Source organism: Micromonospora sp. NPDC048887 (assembly GCF_040649715.1).
Taxonomy (GTDB): domain Bacteria; phylum Actinomycetota; class Actinomycetes; order Mycobacteriales; family Micromonosporaceae; genus Micromonospora.
On record NZ_JBEZGA010000003.1, the window covers coordinates 435249 to 452575 of the forward strand.

Sequence of the window (17327 nt, forward strand, 5' to 3'; positions counted from 1 at the left end):
CGAGCCGGTCCGGACGACATCGGCCGCCCGGACCGGACCGCCACCGCTGCTCAGGTCCGCAGGTAGGAGGCGCCGTTCAGGTCGAGTACGGCACCGCTGGCCCACTCGGCCTTCTCCGAGGCCAGATAGAACACGGCCGCGGCGATCTCGTCCGGCTCGCCGACCCGGCCGAACGGGCTCTGGGCCCTGATCGCGTCGCCGCCGGGTGCCTCGAGGTACTCCTTTGCCATCGGGGTCCGCACGAATCCGGGCGCCACCGTCGCGACCGAGATCCGGTACGGCGCGAGGGCGAGCGCGAGCGACTGGCCGAAGGAGTTCAGGCCGGCCTTGCTCGCACCGTAGGCCGGCGCCTCGGGTTCGCCGCGGAACGCGCCCCGCGACGAGACGTTGACGATGCGCCCGCCGCGCTCCTTCAGGTGCTGGACCGCGCACCACGTCACGTTGGCCGCGCCGATCAGGTTGGGCCCCAGGGTGGACTGCCAGTGCTGCTGCCAGACCTCGTAGCTCACCTCGGTGATGGGGTGCAGGGTGAAGACGCCCGCGTTGTTCACCAGGACGTCGAGCCCGCCCAGCCGCTCGGCGGCGGAGTCGACAGCGGTCCGCACAGCGGCACTGTCCATGAGGTCGGCCTGGAGGGCGACGTGCCCGGTGCCGTCCAGCTCGCCCAGGAGCTCGTCGGCGACGCCGGCCGCCTTGTCGAGAAGTGCCACCCGGTCACCCGCCGCCGCGAATCGCTTCGCGATGGCCCATCCCATGCCGCTCGCCGCCCCCGTGACGAGGACGGCGCGGCCCGCCCCCGGGCTCGCGTCCCCGTGGGCTCGGCGGGACTGCGGGCCGGACGGATCGCCTTCGTCCGCGACTGCGGGCGTCGCGGCGCCTTCCTCGGGCGTGCCGTGCGCTTCGCTCATGGTCGGGCCCCTTCCTGGTGGGTTCAGCGGTCTCCTGATCGTTGCCAGGCGGTCAGCCGGCAGCACCCGCGAAAGTGCGACGACGGATATCGCCGGTACCCGTGCCGCCGGGACCGGGCACCGGGTTCGGCCGTACCGACCCACGGGACGATCCGCGGGCCGGCTCCGACGCGCCGACCAGTGCGACGGCGCCGACGGCGGGTAGCCGTCGGCGCCGTCTCCCGGGCGAGGGCGATCGACGGCATGGGTGGCCGTCGGCATCGTCACCCGGAGGTGGCTGGGCTGTGGGGCGCTGGCTGCCCGGTGGGCAAGAGGGCGGCCGCGGTGGCAGGGCCCACGATCCGGCAGGCCGGGAGTACGGGGCATCTCCGGCCGTGCTCGCACGCCGGACAGCGGCGGGCAACTACGAAGGTGCCCGCCGCCGGCGTCCTGACTAGCGTGGCCGGAGGAGTGTCGCAGAGGAATACGTCGATCTATGACTCCTGGGGGCTGCCATGAACCAATCGGAGATCCTCGTGGAACCCGCGGCCCGCTATCCGCTGAGTTCCCGGCAGCGGGACCCGGGCGGTCTGGCACGCGCACCGCAACATGTCATCGCCCTGGCTCTCCGGATCAAGGGAGAACTGCGCGTCGATGCCCTCAGAGCCGCCCTCGACGAGGTCGTGGAACGGCAGGAGTCCCTGCGTACGCGGGTTCATTACGACGAGACGGACGGCAACCTCGGGTTCCAGGAGGTGCTGCCGCCGTTGCCGGTCCCGCTCACCGTCCGCGACATCGCCGTGGAACCCGGCCGCTCGCGCGACGACGTGGCGGTCGATCTGCTCACCGATCTGAGCCAACAGACGATGTCGTTCTCGGTCAAGCCGTCGTTGCGGGCCTCCCTGCACCGGTTCGACGACCGCGACGCGGTGCTCACCATCCAGACCCACCACCTCTTCTGTGACGGCTGGTCGACCGACATCCTCCGGCGTGAGATCGCGGCCTGCTACACGGCCCGGGTGACGGGCGTGCCGCACACGCTTCCGACGCCGGTCCCGTACCGGGAGTTCGCCCTTCAGGAACAGGAGTTCCTGCGCGGCGGGAAGGCGGCGGCCGCGCGCCGCTTCTGGTCGGACAAGCTGGCCGGAGCGGAGATGCTGACCATGCCGGCCGACCGGCCGCACGGTCCCGACACGCTGCAGCCGCAGATGGCGATCGGGAACTTCACGATCGACCCGGGCAGCTTCGCGAAGGTCGCGGCGAGTGCCGCCCAGAATCGGTGCAGCGTCTGGCACGTGTTCCTGGCGGCGTTCATGGTGCTCGCGGAGAGGGTGACCGGTCGGTCCGACATCACCCTGTTCACGTCGAGCAGTGGCCGGCCGAGCCCGGATTTCTACGACACCATCGGCTTCTTCGTCAACCCGGTTCCCCTTCGTCTGGAGTTCGGCGGCTGTGAGACCTTCCTGGACCTCATGCTGCTCGCGCGGAAGGGCGGCGCCGAGGCACGGCGGCACCCGTTTCCGTTTCCGACGATCGTCGAGATGACGCCGGGCCTGATGAACGGTGCCGCGGATCCGCGGGCCCTCATGCCCATCCTGAACTACATCAACTCACCGGTGGCGCAGGACGACACCGGGTTCGCCGCCAGCGTCGAACCGGTGGTCATGCCGGAGGAACGGACGACGTCCTTTCTCCGCGGCGGGTTCGTCTGGACCTTCCTCGTGGCTCCCCCCGGCGAGCTGCGGTGTTGCGTCGAGTACGAGCCCGGTGCGGTCGACGCGAGCACGATCGACCGCTGGGGCTCGGACTTCATCGACCTGATCCTGACGATCGCGGACCGGCCGGACCAGGCCTGGCGTAAGCCGTAGCGGATGCGGCGCGGCCGCCTGGCCGTCGTGCGACGCCCGGTGGCTACCCGGCGTCGGCGGCGGCCAGGTAGGCCGCGATCAGGCGTTCGTGGACGCTCGGCGATCGCGGTGGGGTGCCGGTGCCGAGGTGCGAGTGGCGGAGTTCGTCCATGAACTCCTGCCAGAGCCCGGGGCCGCCGTGTTCGAGCAGTTCGGCGGGGACGCGCAGCGCGGCGTTCGTCGGCCGGTGTCGGAGCCCCCAGCTGCCGAGCTGCGCGAACACGGGTACGAGTCGGATGGCGGGTTCGGTCAGGCTGTATCGCGCCCGCTGGCCCGGTCGGGTGTCCTCCCGGGTGAGCAGTCCAGAGTCGACGAGGCGCTTCAGCCGGTCGGCGAGGATGTTCGTGGCGATGCCCTCGATCGAGTTGGCCTGCAGCTCCCGGAAGTAGCGGCGGTCCCCGAAGACGATGTCGCGGAGGACGAGCAGGCTCCAGCGATCGCCGAACACCTCGACGGCGGCGTTGATCGGACACTCCGACCGCGGCTCGTGCGTGTCGCCCATAGTGCTTGCAAACTACCACCGCCGGTATTAGCGTCCCGACCGGCGATAGAAGAATCACGAACGAAGGGGGCCCCGTGCTGAGGCAGGTCGCGGAGGGTGTGCTGATCCACGAGAGCGAGTTCCTCGAGTGCAACGCCGTCGTCGTGCAAGGCCGGTCCGGCGTGTTGCTCATCGACCCCGGTGTGACGGGCGACGAGATGGCCTGCCTTGCCAACGACCTGTCCGAGCTGGGTCAGAGCGTCGTGGCCGGTTTCTCGACGCACCCGCACTGGGATCATCTGCTGTGGCACGAGAGCTTCGGCGAGGCACCTCGGTACGGCACCGCGGGCTGCGCGGCCACCGTCCAGGCCAAGTTGTCGGACGCGGGCGCGAGGGAACGCGTCGTGGGAATGCTTCCGCCGGAGGTCGTCGGCAAGGTGCCGCTGGACCTGCTCGGCCACATCACCGGCCTCCCGGAGGGGACGAGCCGGATTCCCTGGGACGGTCCCGAGGTCCGGATCATCGAGCATCAGGCGCACGCGCCCGGCCATGCGTCGTTGCTGATCAAGGAGCGTCGGGTGCTGGTGGCCGGCGACGTGCTCTCCGATGTCCTGATTCCGATGCTCGACCTGAACGGCGCCGAGGAGCCGGTCGACGACTACCTGACCGCGCTGCGGCTGCTCGAGGAGGTGGCGGACGACGTCGATGTCGTTGTTCCGGGCCACGGGTCGGTCGCCGAGGCCGATCAGGTCCGCGCGCGGATCGAGTGCGACCGGGCGTATGTGCTCGCTCTGCCCGAGGGCGACATCGCCGACGATCCGCGGGTCGGTCCATCGGCCAAGCCCGGCTGGGAGTGGGTGAGCGACATGCATGCCGGGCAGGCCCAGCGCCTCGCCCAGCGCGTGTAGCGATGTCGACGGCGTCGGCCGGACCGGCCGACGCCGCCGGCTGATCGCCTCGCTGTCGACCCGGACGGTGGCGGTAGCCGAAGAGGTGTCGGTGCCCGGAGGAGACGCATGGCGAAGCTCATCTACTCGATGGTCACCTCGCTCGACGGCTACGTCGAGGCGGCTGAGGGCAGCCTCGGCACCGGGGCCGAGGACCCGGAGGTGCACACCTTCGTCAACGACCTCTTCCGCCCCGTCGGCACGTACCTCTACGGCCGTCGCATCTACGAGACGATGGTCTACTGGGAGACCGCGCACACCAAGCCCGGCCAGCCACCGCACATACTCCAGTACGCCAGCGACTGGCAGGCGGCGGAGAAGATCGTGTACTCCACGACGCTGCGGTCGGTGTCCAGCGCGAAGACCAGGATCGAGCGGTCCTTCGACCCGGACGCGGTGCGCAGGCTCAAGGCCCAGGCCGACCGGGACCTCACCATCGACGGCCCGAACCTCGCGGCCCAGGCGATCGCGGCCGGCCTGGTGGACGAATACCACCTGTTCATCACCACGACTGTGGTCGGGGGCGGAAAGCGGTTCTTCCCCGAGGGTCTACGCCTTGACCTCGAACTGGTCGAGGAGCGTTCCTTCGCCACCGGCCTCATCTACGCGCGCTACCGGACGCGCTGAGCCGCCCCACAGCCGAGGGGGCCGCCCGCGCCCGTGCCGCGCTTCTTCCGGAATGCGGTGTCATCGCCTTCGGTGAATCGGTCGAGACCCTGGCGGCCGATAGAGTGACGACTCATGACGAGAATGCTGGTCACCGGGGGCGCGGGGTTCATCGGGTCGAACTTCGTCCACCACACCCTGCGGCACCACCCCGAGTACCGGATCCGTGTCCTTGACGCCCTGACCTACGCGGGCAACCGCGCGAGCCTCGGCCCGGTCGAGGACCGGGTGGAGTTCGTGCACGGCGACATCTGCGACGCCGAGCTGGTGGACACCCTGGTCGCCGGCTCCGACGTGGTCGTCCACTTCGCCGCCGAGTCACACGTCGACAACTCGTTACGCGATCCGGAGCCGTTCGTCCGGACCAACCTGATCGGCACGTTCACCCTGCTGGAGGCCGTACGCCGGCACGACGTCCGGTTCCACCACGTCTCCACCGACGAGGTGTTCGGTGATCTTCCGCTGGACGGGCCCGCGAAGTTCACCGAGCGGACCGCGTACGACCCGTCGAGCCCCTACTCCGCCACCAAGGCGGGATCGGACCTGCTGGTGCGCGCGTGGGTCCGGTCCTATGGCGTGGCGGCGACGCTCTCCAACTGCGCCAACAACTACGGGCCGTTCCAGCACGTGGAGAAGTTCATCCCCCGGCAGGTCACCAACGTGCTGATCGGTGAGCGCCCGAAGCTGTACGGGACCGGCGTCAACGTCCGCGAGTGGACGCACGTCGACGACCACAACGAGGCGGTCCACCTGATCCTGCGGCACGGCCGGCTCGGCGAGACCTACCTCATCGGCTCCGGCGACGAACGCAGCAACCGCGAGATCGTCGAGCTGATCCTCACCCTGATGGACCGGCCGGCCGACGCGTACGATCTGGTGCCCGACCGCCCGGGGCACGATCTGCGCTACGCCAACGACTCCACGAAGCTGCGCACCGAGCTGGGCTGGCGGCCGCGGTTCGGTTCGTTCCGCGACGGGCTCGCGGCCACCATCGACTGGTACCGCGCCAACGAATGGTGGTGGAAGCCGCGGAAGCGGACCGTCGAGGAGGGCTACCGCGCCGCCGGTGAGACAGCGGGCTGAGGTCACGCCCGGGCGGATGCCGCACCCGCCGCGACCCGGTAGCCGGCGCCGTCACGGGCGCGCCGTGTGTTCAGCGGCGTCGCCGGCCGAGTCCGGGCGATCCGCCGCGCCACGTACGCGTGTCCCGGTCGGGCCCGAACTCGATGTCGTCGGTCGGCGGCCTGTCCTCCAGCTCCGCCATCGCGATCTCCACACGATCGGCGCGGATCCGTGCGTCGCGCCGGTCGCGCCGGTCCTCGATGTCGTCGCTCGGCCGTCGGGGGCGTTCGTGTCGTTGCGGGCTCATAGCCGGTGACGATCGCATCCCGGCGCACCGTCTTCAAGAGACGAACGGCCGCGTCCGGCCGCTGCGCGGCGATAGCACCATCGCTCCGCATCGCCGCCCGTACCCGCTGGGCAGTGCCCTCAGTCGTTGATCAATCTGTGGTACGGCGCTGCTCCAGCCCGATCGCCACGAGGGCCGCGCTGCCTTCCGAGTCCGCATACAGGACCGGCCGTTCCTCGCCACCGTCACCGCAGAAGAAGTACGTGCCCCCGGCGCCGTCACCCGCGAGGCCTTCGAGTGCCACGCCTGATGCGAGGTGGACGTCCTCGACGTGGTCTCTCCGGTCGAGGTCGAAGTCGCCCGGCCAGGCCAGGAAGCTGGCGGCCTCCTCGTGTTCGACGATTGCCGCAATCAGCGATCGCATGTGCCGCACCTTATCCGCCGGTCCCGGCGACCGCACGCTCACAGGCGGCAGCGGGCGGCACGGTATTGACAGATCGTGTCCCGACCGCTGAGGCTGCATGAAGAGATGTGTGTCGATACATGGGGGCATGATGCGACGGAGGATCCTCGCGCTGGCCGCAGCCGCAGCTGTTGTCGTCGGCGGGACCATGACGATGGTGCTGCGGCCGGCCTACGCCGCGCCCGTGTGCACGGTCGACTACACAATCACCCGTGAGTGGTCCACCGGCTTCTGGGCCGAGCTCACCCTCACCAATCTGGGCTCTCCCGTCACCGACTGGTGGCTGCGGTTCCGGCAGGCCAGCGGTCAGACGATCACCATGGGCCTCGACCGGCTGCCGGAGGGATACACGCTGGGCAGCGGCGAGATGTACCCGGTAACCATGCTCCGCCCCCCGGCGGGGTCCACGCTGCCGACCGGCGCCTCGGTGACGGTGCGGTTCGGCGGCAACTACCGGGGTGCCGATCCCGAGCCGACCGACTGGATGTTGAGCGGCCAGCCGTGCGACGCGGACGTCGCCGGCCCGACCGGCTCGTCGTCGCCGGCAGCCTCCGGGAGCCCGCGGCCCAGCCCTCTGCCGGGCGGGCCGTCGGTGGCGCTCACCTCGCCCCTGCCCAACGACTTCTTCGCCGCGCCGGGCGTCATCCCGATCCGGGCGGAGGCCACTGCGGCGGCCGGCCGGCGGATCGAGCGGGTCGAGTTCCGGGAGCGCGGCACGTTGCTCGCCGTGGACACCACCGCGCCGTACGCGTTCGACTGGCGCGGCGTGCCGCCCAACAGCGGTACCCGCGTCACCGCCACCGCCTTCGACAGCGGCGGCGCCCAGGCCACCGCCGAGGTCCGCGGCATCCGGGTGCTCCCGCCGCGGGCACCCGGTGCCGCGCCCGCGCTGAAGGCATTCGGCAACCGCATCCTCACCGTCACCGCCGACCCGAGGCCGTACCGGCCGCGTGGAATCATCCGGTCGGCCCTGCCCGGCGAGTGCGCCTGGGGACCGGTTCGCTGGGACGGCCCGGTCGACGACGCGTCAGTGGGCGCGCTGCGGGCCCGCGGCGTCAACGCGGTGCGGGTCGTGCTGAGCGACGCCTGCTACGTCTACACCGGCAGCCCTGCCGACAGGCAGAACCGCGTCGGGTACCTCGACGAGGCGGCCCGGTACGTCGACCGGCTCATCCGGGCCGGCATCACACCCATCGTGTCCCTGCGCCAGAGCGACACTCTCGCCGCCCGTACTTTCTGGAGCGCGGCGGCGGAGGTGTTCGGTGACGACAACGCGGTGGTCCTCGACATCTCGCCGTACGACTTCCCGGCGGCCGGCGGCGCCGATCCCGCGACGGTCTGGGCCTGCTGGCGCGACGGCGGCCCCGCGTGCTCGGGCACCGGCCTGCCGCCCTTCGGCGTACAGGAGCAGATTCGCCTGCTTCGCGTCCAGGGCTCGTTCAACCTGGTCCTCGCCGCCGGGGTCGACGGCGGTAACGACCTGCGCCGGTGGCTGGAATACCGCCCGGCCGACCCGGACGGCCGCAGCGTGGCCGCCGCCTGGCGCGTCGACGACCGTTCGGCCTGCGCCACGCCCGCCTGCTGGCGGTCGACCCTGCTCCCGGTCGCCGCCCAGGTACCGCTGATCGCCACCGACGTCAGCGCCGGCCCGGCGGCGCCGACGTTCGTGCCGCGGACGGTCGCCTGGCTGGATCAGCACGGCATCGGCCACCTGCGCCGGTGACCGGGGGAGGGTGAGCCACACCGGCAGCAACGGGCCCGCTCGACCCGGCCCGTTGCTGCCGGCAGCGGCCGTAGGGCCGGTCAGACGCTCGTACGCGACCACTGCTGGTTGGCACCGGTGTTGCACGCGTACTGCTTGAGGACCACACCGTCCGCCGTCGACGCGGCCGGTACGTCCACGCACTTGCCGCTGTGCCGTGCCCGGAGCTGGAAGTAGCTGCCGGCTGCGACCATCTGGAACTGCTGGTTGGTGCCGCTGCCACAGGTGTACTGGATCAGCTCGGCGCCGTCGGCTGTGGACGCGCTCGCCACGTCGAGGCACTTCCCGCTGTTGCGGCTGACCAGGCGCCAGTAGCCGCTGCCGGCGTCCTGGAACTGCCACTGCTGCCACGCGTTGCCGTTGTACGTGTACTGGCCGACGCGCGAGCCGTTCTCGGTGTTCGGTGCCTGGACGTCCATGGCCTTTCCGCTGTGACGCACGACGACCCGGTAGAACGTGTCCGTCGACGGCGGCGGCGTCGTGGGGCCGCCGCCGACGGTGTCGCCCCAGCCGTAGCGGACCTGGTCGGCGCCGGAGGTGTTGCGGACGGTCAGATGGAGGTCGGTGCCGCCGCCGCTGAGCGAGTACATCGAGTACCAGTCGTAGCCGATCGTGCCGGGCTTGCCGCCGAGCGCGGGCCAGTAGGTGCCGCCCATCCGGTTGTCGCGCATGACCTGGGCCATGGCGCGGATGTAACGCACGAAGTTGTCGGTGCTGTTCGCGTCGGCGTAGTTGCGGCCGTCGCTCATGGGCGCGCCGAACTCGGTGGCGACGGCCCGGTCGGCGCAGCTGCCGAGGCGGGTCTGGATGTGGCTCCGGAAGGCGTCGTAGGTCATCGCGCCGTAGAAGAAGGCGTAGTAGTGGAACGAGAGCAACGTCGAGTTGAAGCGGGTGTCGTTGCAGATGTCCCGCAGGTCCTGGCTGAAGCCGGTGCCCCCGATCAGCACCCGGCTGGGCGCCGCCGAGTAGTGGTAGCTGAGCCAGTTGGCCGCGACGTTGCGCCACTCCGTCGAGCTGTAACCGTGGGGTTCGTTCATCGGCTCGAAGTAGACGTTGGGGTTCGAGCCGTACGTGTTCGTCACAGTGGACCACATCGTGTTCCACGCGGAGAGGTTCGTGATCCTGCCGCCGGAGGCGGCGCCGTCCTCCCAGTAGGCCAGGATGACCTTGAACCCGCGGGCGGTGGCGGCGTCGATGGCGCCCCGGTAGGCGTCCCACCAGGCCGTCCCCACCGTGTGGGTGTTGACGGGCAGCCGGACGGTGTTGACCCCCATGGTGGAAGCCATGTCGTCGTAGAGGGCGTTGGCCTTGGCCCGCACCGTGGCGTTGCTGTCGGAGGAGCTCAGACCCTGCACGACGAGGGGACCGGTGCTGAAGTTGTCGCCCAACACGGCCCAGTTCATGCCCCGGAACTGGTTGGTGGCGGCGATGGCCGGCGACGACATGACGGCGACGCCGCCGACCATCGCCGTCATCGCGGCCACCGGCACGATCAGCAGCCGGCGTAACGACCGGGTGCGCCGCGGTTGTCCCGTTGCATGGCGCCTCGACGACGTGATCCGTGTCAGGAAGTGGTCGGTCACGTGATCCAGCCTCTCTGGGTTCGAGCTCAGGCTGCCGGAGCCGCTGCTGCCCGCCGTGGTGCGGCAGCCATGAGGTCCTCCGGGAACGCCGGCATTGTTAGCGCTAACACCGTTGCGTCCCCAGCAACCCGGGCTTCTTGGTCTTTGGCGGTGGTTGACGTGCCGCGCGAGCAACTCCGGCGGGTCACGCCGAGGCGGCACCATGCTTCTGATTGTTAAGTGCGCGTTGCGAACAAGTGTTGGCGACCGCGTCTGGGGTGTCAAGGAATCGACGAATATCGTTCTCTCTCGTGATTCGGCCCCACCGGCCGCCACCGGGGTGGGGCGTGGGGAGCGCCGTGTTCGATCGGTGCCCGGCAGTAGATTGAGACGGGTGAGCCAGGGCGAACCATCCACGGAAACCGGTCCGTCGGGCGGCGACGCGACGGCGAGGATGCTGGCGGCGGCGCGTGCGGGCGACGGCGCGGCCTTCAGTCGTCTGGTCGCACCCCTGCGGGACGAGCTCCGTGCGCACTGCTACCGGATGCTCGGTTCCTTCCACGACGCGGAGGACGCGGTCCAGGACACCATGGACCGGGCGTGGCGGGCTGTCAGCCGGTTCGAGGGGCATTCGATCCGGCCATGGCTCTACCGGATCGCCACCAACCGCGCGCTTTCGCTCCTCCACTCGCGCGGGCGGCGCGAACTGCCCACCGACTTCACCGCCCAGGGCGTGTCCCGGGCCGAGGTGAGCTGGCTCGAACCGTATCCGGACCGCATCGCGGCCCCGCCCGTTCGACCGGATCCGGAGGCCCACGTGATCGCGAGGGAGACCATGGAACTCGCGTTCGTCGCCGCGTTGCAGCATCTGCCACCGCGACAACGTGCCGTCCTACTGCTGCGAGACGTTCTCGGTTACTCCGCCGAGGAGACCGCCGGGATGCTGGTCTCCACGGTCGCCGCGGTCAACAGCGCGACGCAGCGGGCCCGCCGGATCGTCGCCGGGCTGACGCCGTCCGGCAGTCAGCAGCGGATCCTCGCCGAGTTGGGCGACGCGGGGCAGCGGGAGGTGGCCAGGCGGTACGCCGCGGCGTGGGAATCCGGGGACGTCGAGACGATCGTGGCGATGCTGACGCGGGACGCGCGGTACTCGATGCCGCCGCTGACCGTCTGGTACGAGGGTCATGAGCAGCTCCGCGGTTTCCTGTCCGAGGTCACCGGTGGGCGAAGGTGGCGGTTCCTGCCGACGAGCGCCAACGGGCAGCTCGCTTTCGGGACGTACCTGTGGAACGACACGGCAGCCGCCTACCTGCCGGCGGGGCTGGACCTGCTCGTGCTGCGGGGCCGCCGGGTGGCTGAGGTCGTCTCGTTCCTCGACGCGCGCCTGCCCGCCTTCGACCTACCGGAGCGGCTGCCGGAAAGTTCGCGCGGACGCGATGAGTTCGCGGTTCGGCCGGGGTTGTAGTCCTGACGGGTGCACCAGCCACGAAGGGCAGAGCGGACATGCCGAGCAACGAAGAACAGATCCGGGCCGTGGTCGAGCGCTGGGCCGCCGCGGTTCATGACGGGAACCTCGCCGGCGTCCTGGCCGACCATGCCGAGGACATGGTGATGTTCGACGTGCCGCCGCCGTACGAGGGCGTGCGCGGGCTGGACGCCTACCGGGAGATCTGGCCGCCGTTCTTCGGGTGGCAGGCGCAGGGCGCGTCGTTCGAGGTCGAGTCGCTGGACGTCGTCGCAGGCGAGGACGTGGCCTTCGCGTACGCGCTCGTGCGCTGCGGCACGGCGGCTGACTTCGCCGCACGTCCGGCGAACCGCCTGCGGCTGACGTTCGGTCTGCGGAGGCGGGAGGGCCGGTGGGTCGTCACCCACGAACACCACTCCTTCCCGCTCGCCGATGCCGTCGAGGCGGCCTCGGACGCGGCCGCCGCCGAGGCGGAGGTACGCGGGCTCCACCAGCGCTGGTTCGAGGGCACCGCGGCCAAGGACCTCGATGCCCTGATGGATGCGGTCGCCGACGACGTGGTCTCGTACGAGCACGACCAGCCGCTGCGATACGTCGGCGTGGACGCGGTCCGCGAGGTCTGCGCGGCGGGCCTGGCGGCGTCAGGTGACGGAGCGGTCGCCTGGGACGTGCCCGACCTGACGATCGTGGTCGACGGCGACCTCGCCGTCGCGTGGGGCCTCAACCGCGTCTCGGTGCGCCCGGGCGGCGGTCTGCCGATCGAGAGCTGGTCGCGGGGCACCCGGGTCTTCCAGCGGCGCGACGGGGCCTGGCTGATGACCCACCAGCACCTCTCCTACCCGTACGACCCCTCGACCGGGACGGCGCGGACGGATCTGCGTCCGTAGCGGCGCCGTGTCCGCCGACGGGTTCCGCCCGCGGTGACTCGGCAACGACCGGGGCGACGGCGCCCGCGGGCCGTGGCGACGGCATGATCCAATGAAGCGCATGACTCTCCAGCGCATTGCCGCCGGCCTCCTGTTGCTGATCGGGCTGCTGGCGATGGCGGCCACCCGCACCTTCCCGTTCCTCGACGATCTCTCCGAACCGGCCGAGACGGCGGTCGCGATCGGCGGCGCGGCGTGCCTGCTGGCGGGGGTGTGGCTGTGGTTGCGCAAGCCGGCGGACCGCTCCTCGGTCGGCGACGGTGAGACCCCGTGACCGCGCGTGGACCGCGGGGGCAAAGGGCTGGTGTGCTCGGCGGGCGGTATCGGCTGAGGCGTCGGATACTGGGCCGATGACCAACCCCGACCTCGATCCCGAGCTCTACCCGCCGATCGACCCGCGTGAGGACGTACCGGACGACCCCGGCGAACTCCTCCCGGACACGCCGGGCGAGCTGCCCGAGGCCCCGGTCGAGCCGATGCCCGACGACGGGGAGCCCGGGGGCGTACCGGAACCGGCCTGACCGGCCGGTGCCGGGACATCCAGAAGATCGAGGACGGCACCGGGCACCCCTGGTGAGCGCGCCGGCTCAGTGGATGCGGCGACCGTGCGCGTCCGGCACGCCGGACTTACGGAAGAAGTAGGTGTTGATCTGGTCCCGCCACTCGACGGCGCTGCGGTACTGCTCGTCGAGGCGCTCGGCCACCCGCTCGTGGACGGCGGGGCCGACCGCCCCGGCGAGGAGCCGCCACCGCTCCCGCATCGACGCCACCTCCTCGACCCCGGCGAAGTGCGTGTCGTAGATGTGCTGGATGACGGTACTGCCGCTGTGCAGCACGTGCCGGTACGGGACGTGATGGAAGAACAACAGCAGTTCGTCCGGGCAGCGCTCGCGTGACTCGTACACCTCCGACCACGGCGGCGGGTACTGGCCGGTGAAGCCGGTCCCGGTCGCCCGGGTCCGGTCCACCCCGACGCCGTCGCGGTCGGCGAAGTGGTAGGTGCCCCACTGGGTGTACTCGTAGCCGTCCACGTCCGGGCCGTAGTGGTGGCCGGGCCGCACCATGAAGCCGACGCCGAGCGGGGCGGTGTAGCGCTCGTAGGTACGCCAGGAATCGTCCATGATCGCGTGCGTCGTCCGCCGCACCAGATCCGGATCGCCCGTGGTGACCGGCAGCCAGGTCAGGTCGATCCACTCGTCGAGGATCGCGGCGGGATCCAGCAGCGGGTCCCAGGCGAGCCGGCCGAAGGCGTACAGGTTCGCCTGGGCCAGCGGGTGCCCGGTCCAGAACGGGTCGTCGCCCACGTTGGCCACGGCGACCAGGCCGCCACCGGTGCCCGCCCGGCCGGCCGCCACGTCGGCGATCGTGCCGCCGGCCGCGCCCCGGGGCCGGAACCGCAGCACCTCGCTCCACCAGGGCGCGAGGTAGCAGACGTGCCGCTGCTGGCCGGTGTACTCCTGTGTCGCCTGCACCTCCACCGCCAGCCGGGTGGACGGCATCGCGGCGAGCACCGGGGACACCGGCTCGCGTGGCTGGAAGTCGATCGGGCCGAACTTCACCTGGACGATCACATTGTCGGCGAACCGTCCGTCAAGCGGCGCGAAGTGGTCGTGTGCGGCCCGGGCCCGGTCGGTCGACCGGTCCCGCCAGTCCTGGTGGTGGTCGTAGACGAACGCCCGCCAGCGCACCACGCCGCCGTGCGGGGCGAGCGCCTCGGCGAGCAGGTTCGCGCCGTCGGCGTGGTCGCGCCCGTACGCGAACGGGCCGGGCCGGCCCTCGGAGTCGGCCTTCACCAGATAGCCGCCGAAGTCGGGGATCCGCCGGTAGACCCGCCGGGTGGCGGCGGCCCACCAGGCCCGTACCCGCTCGTCCAGCGGATCGGCGGTGGGCAGGCCGCCGAGGACCACCGGGGCGGCGAAGGTCACCGCCAGATGCACCCGGATGCCGTACGGGCGGAGCACCTCGGCGATCTCCGCGACGTCGCCGAGCCGGTCGGTCAGCAGTAGAGCCTCGGTGTCGTGCACGTTGACGTTGTTCACGGTGATCGCGTTGACGCCGCAGGCGGCGAGCAGGCGTGCGTAGTCGCGCAGCCGGGCGGGCTCGCGCCGGGCGGCGCCGTCGCGCCAGAACAGGGAACCACCGGCGTAGCCCCGCTCGACCTGCCCCGACACCGGGTGTACGGCCACGTTGTCCCAGTGGTCGAGCATCCGCCGGTCCAGTGCCGGCCGGTGCCGCCGCGCCGGAAGGTCGCGGTGGAAGGCCGCCGCGCCGAGCCGGAGGACGTGGAACATCCCGTACAACAGGCCGGCCGGCGCGTCGGCCAGGACCACTGTCACGCCGCTCACCCGTGCCAGCAGGTACCCCTCGTCGCCGAGGGAGCCGTCGCCGGTGCCGTTCACCGCCGGTGTCGCATCGAGCCGGGCCGTCTCCGCCGCCGCGTTCGGCACCGGGCCGGCCCCGCGCAGGGCCAGCACCAGGTCCGCGTCGACAGGCCACGGTGGACCGTGCCAGAGCCGCCCGCCGTACCGGGCGCAGGCCCGGCTCACCTCGTCGATGACGGTGTCGACCAGGGGCCCGTCGCCGTGCACCAGCACCGGCCGGGAGCCGAGTTCGCGGAACGCCGCGGGCGGTAGCCAGGCGGCGTGCCAGGCCGACTCGCCGCTGTCGGCCGACGCGCGGCCGGCGACCGGGACGCTCACGCGGTGAACTCCGCCCGGATGTCATCGATCATGGGGTCGCCGATCCGCAGCAGGGCCAGCACCAGGAGCGCGGCGAACAGGGCCAGCACCGCCTCGGAGAACACCGCGGTGACGCCGGCGGCGGCGGCCAGCAGCGCGACGTTGCCGACCGTCACGCCGGGCCTGCGCGCCAGGTAGTAGACGGCGAGCCGCAGCACGTCGCGGGTGCGGAAGGCGAACAGGGAGACGATCACCAGCGCGTTGACCCCGACCAGGATCACCCCCGCGCCGACCACCACAAGCGGCACGGCCCACCAGCCGGGGACGGCGGCGGCGGGCAGGTTCGCCAGGTTGACAGCGATGACTGCGAGCCACAGCAGCGTCGGCGCCCAGACGCGCAGCACGCCCGCCAGGTTGGCCCGGTAGGCCCTGCGGAACGCGGCGGCGGGACGGAGGTCGGTCAGGTCGGGGCGCTGGTGCCGCAGCGTGTGCAGCGCGGCCGAGACCGCCGGACCGAGCGGCAGCGCGGCGGCGGCGACCAGCGGGAGGTTGCTGCTGTCGCGGTCGAGCAGCACGAGCACAGCGAGGCCGGGCAGCACGCTTGCCAGGAGCAGCAGCTCGACCACGAGCAGGGTGTGGACCGTCGCGGCGGCCCGCGACAACGGCCCGTCGCCGAACTCCCGCAGCCCGCCGGTCGCGCGGCTCACGTCTGCTCCCCGGGCGGGTCGAGCAACCGGTCGTCGTCCCACCACGGCGGGGTCTCGTCCACCACCGGCGTCAGTTCGGCGAGGGTCACCTCGTGCCGGGCGAGGACGAGGTCGAGGTCGGCCCGCCCGGCCGCGACCGGCAGGGCGCGATGGGTACGGGCCGGCTCGGCCGCCTCGCGCAACGCGTCGAGCTGCCGGGGCCGGGGCGAGTGCGGGCCGCCCATCTCCCGCCAGGCGGACCAGGCGTTGCCGGCGTCCTCGCTCACCGACGAGCGGAGCAGGAACGCCGACGCGGTGCCCGGCGGGCCGACCGGGACCGACAGCGACAGGGTGTGCCGTTCGGGCGCCGGCTCCCGGCCGGTGACGTCGACAGGGGCCCAGGCCAGCACCGCGACCCGGCCGTCGGGGTGCCGGGTGACGAGGTGGTCCGGGCCGCGCGCGAGCACCTCGTCGCCGAGCCGGGCCATGAACGCGTACAGGTGGTAGGTGGGTTTCTTGATCTGCCGGTGGGTGAGCAGTCCGAAGCCGCCGTGCAGCGGCGCGGTGGGCACCCCCTCCTCCTCGAACACGTCGCTGAAGGTCCAGTAGGAGAAGGAGTCGACCAGGTCCCCGCCGCCGGCCAGCACCGGCGCGAGGTAGGCGGCGTGGAAGGCCGTGTCGTGGATCGGGTTGTCCGGCCGATACGAGGAGTTGAACTCGGTGATGTGCACCGGACGGTCGGCCAGCGCGGTGCCGGCCAGGTGCCGGCGGGGTGCGGCGAACTGTTCCAGCAGGTCCGCGGCGGGTGCCAGGGTCTGCCGGGTGCCGAACGGCAGGTGCCGCGCCGGGCCGGAGGTGTAGGCGTGCCGGCTGACGAAGTCGACTGGCACGTCGCGGTCGGTGACGAACTCGGCGAACGGCTTGAGCCACTCGTCGGCGCCGGGGGAGAGGGCCGGGCCGCCGACCAGCAGCGCCGCGTCGACGTCCTTGACGGCGTGCGCCGACACCTCGTACAGGCGGTGGTAGGCGTCCTGGTCGGCGCCCTGCCAGAACGCCGTCAGGTTGGGCTCGTTCCACACCTCGATGGGCCAGCCGCGTACCTCGTCGAGGCCGTACCGGTCGACCAGGTGGGCCACCGTGGCGCGGACCAGGTCACCCCATTCGGTGTACGACCGGGGCGGCGTCACGTTGCCCCGCCACCAGAACACCGTCTGGTCGCCGGAGGCGAGCGCCGAGGGCATGAACCCCAGCTCCACGAAGGGCCGGATGCCCATGGCGAGGTAGGCGTCGACGACCTGGTCGACGTAGGTGAAGGCGTGCCGTACCCGGCGCTCGCCCTGGTAGGTGTAGGGGCGGTGCACGCCGACGCCGTCGCTGAGCAGCCCGTGCCCGCGGATGTGCCGGAAGCCGATGTCCCGCTGCACCAGCGCCAGCGAGTCCTGGTAGTCGCGTCGCAGGGCCAGGTCGAACCGGCCGGTGCCGACGCAGGTACGCCAGGCGTCGGTCAACCGGCCGGTGGGCCGCTCGGGAACGGTTTCGCGCATCGCCG

18 protein-coding genes are annotated in these 17327 nt (G+C 71.6%); 10 read left to right on the forward strand and 8 right to left on the reverse strand.

Going from position 1 to position 17327, the window contains the following annotated elements; genetic code table 11:
• Nucleotides 1-50 precede the first annotated feature (50 nt).
• On the reverse strand, nt 51-1274 hold the full coding sequence (locus AB0C17_RS07490; protein WP_357477199.1) for an SDR family oxidoreductase: 1224 nt from the start codon (nt 1272-1274) through the stop codon (nt 51-53).
• Nucleotides 1275-1402: 128 nt separating this feature from the next.
• Here AB0C17_RS07490 and AB0C17_RS07495 point away from each other — a divergent pair, with 128 nt between their 5' ends.
• Complete coding sequence (locus tag AB0C17_RS07495) at nt 1403-2755, forward strand: condensation domain-containing protein (RefSeq protein ID WP_357477201.1); 1353 nt, start codon at nt 1403-1405, stop codon at nt 2753-2755.
• Nucleotides 2756-2798: 43 nt separating this feature from the next.
• Here AB0C17_RS07495 and AB0C17_RS07500 read toward each other — a convergent pair whose 3' ends face one another.
• A complete protein-coding gene (locus tag AB0C17_RS07500; RefSeq protein ID WP_357477204.1) occupies nt 2799-3296 on the reverse strand; it encodes a helix-turn-helix domain-containing protein in 498 nt (165 codons plus the stop codon).
• Nucleotides 3297-3370: 74 nt separating this feature from the next.
• Here AB0C17_RS07500 and AB0C17_RS07505 point away from each other — a divergent pair, with 74 nt between their 5' ends.
• The 3 genes from AB0C17_RS07505 to rfbB all read left to right on the forward strand — a co-directional run bounded on the left by AB0C17_RS07505 (nt 3371) and on the right by rfbB (nt 5971).
• Nucleotides 3371-4183, forward strand: a complete 813-nt coding sequence (locus AB0C17_RS07505; protein ID WP_357477207.1) for an MBL fold metallo-hydrolase — start codon at nt 3371-3373, stop codon at nt 4181-4183.
• Between the two features lie 108 nt (nt 4184-4291).
• A complete protein-coding gene (locus AB0C17_RS07510; protein WP_357387265.1) occupies nt 4292-4849 on the forward strand; it encodes a dihydrofolate reductase family protein in 558 nt (185 codons plus the stop codon).
• 123 nt (nt 4850-4972) lie between these two features.
• The gene (gene rfbB / locus AB0C17_RS07515) at nt 4973-5971 is read left to right on the forward strand and encodes a dTDP-glucose 4,6-dehydratase (protein ID WP_357468190.1); all 999 of its coding nucleotides are present in this window, start codon (nt 4973-4975) and stop codon (nt 5969-5971) included.
• Between the two features lie 70 nt (nt 5972-6041).
• Here the strand turns inward: rfbB and AB0C17_RS07520 are convergent, their stop codons facing one another.
• Both AB0C17_RS07520 and AB0C17_RS07525 read right to left on the reverse strand, forming a co-directional pair.
• Nucleotides 6042-6257, reverse strand: a complete 216-nt coding sequence (locus tag AB0C17_RS07520) for a hypothetical protein (RefSeq protein ID WP_357477209.1) — start codon at nt 6255-6257, stop codon at nt 6042-6044.
• Between the two features lie 130 nt (nt 6258-6387).
• A complete protein-coding gene (locus AB0C17_RS07525) occupies nt 6388-6660 on the reverse strand; it encodes a hypothetical protein (RefSeq protein WP_357387261.1) in 273 nt (90 codons plus the stop codon).
• Nucleotides 6661-6787: 127 nt separating this feature from the next.
• Between AB0C17_RS07525 and AB0C17_RS07530 the strand changes: the two genes are divergently transcribed.
• The gene (locus AB0C17_RS07530; protein ID WP_357477212.1) at nt 6788-8422 is read left to right on the forward strand and encodes an Ig-like domain-containing protein; all 1635 of its coding nucleotides are present in this window, start codon (nt 6788-6790) and stop codon (nt 8420-8422) included.
• Between the two features lie 80 nt (nt 8423-8502).
• Here AB0C17_RS07530 and AB0C17_RS07535 read toward each other — a convergent pair whose 3' ends face one another.
• Nucleotides 8503-9906, reverse strand: coding sequence for an RICIN domain-containing protein (locus AB0C17_RS07535; protein WP_357477215.1), 1404 nt, complete (start codon nt 9904-9906; stop codon nt 8503-8505).
• On the opposite strand from AB0C17_RS07535, the gene AB0C17_RS07540 reads away from it, so the two are divergent.
• From AB0C17_RS07540 to AB0C17_RS07560, 5 genes are all read left to right on the forward strand, one after another.
• Nucleotides 9890-10048: a hypothetical protein gene (locus AB0C17_RS07540; RefSeq protein ID WP_357477217.1), complete on the forward strand. Its 159-nt coding sequence runs from the start codon at nt 9890-9892 to the stop codon at nt 10046-10048. The two genes, AB0C17_RS07535 and AB0C17_RS07540, sit on opposite strands and share 17 nt — an antisense overlap.
• 429 nt (nt 10049-10477) lie before the next feature.
• Nucleotides 10478-11488 carry a sigma-70 family RNA polymerase sigma factor gene (locus AB0C17_RS07545; protein ID WP_357387293.1) on the forward strand — a complete coding sequence of 337 codons (1011 nt, stop codon included), beginning with the start codon at nt 10478-10480 and terminating at the stop codon, nt 11486-11488.
• Between the two features lie 38 nt (nt 11489-11526).
• Nucleotides 11527-12375: a nuclear transport factor 2 family protein gene (locus AB0C17_RS07550; RefSeq protein ID WP_357387255.1), complete on the forward strand. Its 849-nt coding sequence runs from the start codon at nt 11527-11529 to the stop codon at nt 12373-12375.
• A 100-nt stretch (nt 12376-12475) separates the two neighbouring features.
• Nucleotides 12476-12688 carry a hypothetical protein gene (locus tag AB0C17_RS07555; protein WP_357387253.1) on the forward strand — a complete coding sequence of 71 codons (213 nt, stop codon included), beginning with the start codon at nt 12476-12478 and terminating at the stop codon, nt 12686-12688.
• 76 nt (nt 12689-12764) lie between these two features.
• Entirely contained in the window at nt 12765-12935 is a 171-nt protein-coding gene (locus tag AB0C17_RS07560; protein WP_184686617.1) for a hypothetical protein, read from the forward strand.
• Nucleotides 12936-13001: 66 nt separating this feature from the next.
• Here the strand turns inward: AB0C17_RS07560 and AB0C17_RS07565 are convergent, their stop codons facing one another.
• From AB0C17_RS07565 to AB0C17_RS07575, 3 genes are read right to left on the reverse strand one after another with little or no spacing between them, the layout of a single operon-like run.
• Nucleotides 13002-15113, reverse strand: coding sequence for an alpha-glucuronidase (locus AB0C17_RS07565; RefSeq protein ID WP_357387251.1), 2112 nt, complete (start codon nt 15111-15113; stop codon nt 13002-13004).
• The gene (locus AB0C17_RS07570) at nt 15110-15799 is read right to left on the reverse strand and encodes a hypothetical protein (RefSeq protein ID WP_357477220.1); all 690 of its coding nucleotides are present in this window, start codon (nt 15797-15799) and stop codon (nt 15110-15112) included. Before AB0C17_RS07570 ends, AB0C17_RS07565 begins: the two co-directional genes overlap by 4 nt.
• Nucleotides 15796-17322: a xylan 1,4-beta-xylosidase gene (locus AB0C17_RS07575; RefSeq protein ID WP_357477223.1), complete on the reverse strand. Its 1527-nt coding sequence runs from the start codon at nt 17320-17322 to the stop codon at nt 15796-15798. The genes AB0C17_RS07570 and AB0C17_RS07575 overlap by 4 nt, the downstream gene beginning before the upstream one ends.
• Nucleotides 17323-17327 lie beyond the last annotated feature (5 nt).

What these genes read in the sequence shown, in the direction of transcription:
- AB0C17_RS07540 (WP_357477217.1), top strand. Translation starts at nt 9,890, where the DNA reads ATGGCCGGCGACGACATGACGGCGACGCCGCCGACCATCGCCGTCATC.
- AB0C17_RS07520 (WP_357477209.1), bottom strand. Translation starts at nt 6,257, where the DNA reads ATGAGCCCGCAACGACACGAACGCCCCCGACGGCCGAGCGACGACATC.
- AB0C17_RS07525 (WP_357387261.1), bottom strand. Translation starts at nt 6,660, where the DNA reads ATGCGATCGCTGATTGCGGCAATCGTCGAACACGAGGAGGCCGCCAGC.
- AB0C17_RS07555 (WP_357387253.1), top strand. Translation starts at nt 12,476, where the DNA reads ATGACTCTCCAGCGCATTGCCGCCGGCCTCCTGTTGCTGATCGGGCTG.
- AB0C17_RS07545 (WP_357387293.1), top strand. Translation starts at nt 10,478, where the DNA reads ATGCTGGCGGCGGCGCGTGCGGGCGACGGCGCGGCCTTCAGTCGTCTG.
- AB0C17_RS07535 (WP_357477215.1), bottom strand. Translation starts at nt 9,906, where the DNA reads ATGTCGTCGCCGGCCATCGCCGCCACCAACCAGTTCCGGGGCATGAAC.
- AB0C17_RS07490 (WP_357477199.1), bottom strand. Translation starts at nt 1,274, where the DNA reads ATGCCCCGTACTCCCGGCCTGCCGGATCGTGGGCCCTGCCACCGCGGC.
- AB0C17_RS07510 (WP_357387265.1), top strand. Translation starts at nt 4,292, where the DNA reads ATGGCGAAGCTCATCTACTCGATGGTCACCTCGCTCGACGGCTACGTC.
- AB0C17_RS07550 (WP_357387255.1), top strand. Translation starts at nt 11,527, where the DNA reads ATGCCGAGCAACGAAGAACAGATCCGGGCCGTGGTCGAGCGCTGGGCC.
- AB0C17_RS07500 (WP_357477204.1), bottom strand. Translation starts at nt 3,296, where the DNA reads ATGGGCGACACGCACGAGCCGCGGTCGGAGTGTCCGATCAACGCCGCC.
- AB0C17_RS07560 (WP_184686617.1), top strand. Translation starts at nt 12,765, where the DNA reads ATGACCAACCCCGACCTCGATCCCGAGCTCTACCCGCCGATCGACCCG.
- AB0C17_RS07530 (WP_357477212.1), top strand. Translation starts at nt 6,788, where the DNA reads ATGATGCGACGGAGGATCCTCGCGCTGGCCGCAGCCGCAGCTGTTGTC.
- AB0C17_RS07495 (WP_357477201.1), top strand. Translation starts at nt 1,403, where the DNA reads ATGAACCAATCGGAGATCCTCGTGGAACCCGCGGCCCGCTATCCGCTG.
- AB0C17_RS07575 (WP_357477223.1), bottom strand. Translation starts at nt 17,322, where the DNA reads ATGCGCGAAACCGTTCCCGAGCGGCCCACCGGCCGGTTGACCGACGCC.
- rfbB (WP_357468190.1), top strand. Translation starts at nt 4,973, where the DNA reads ATGCTGGTCACCGGGGGCGCGGGGTTCATCGGGTCGAACTTCGTCCAC.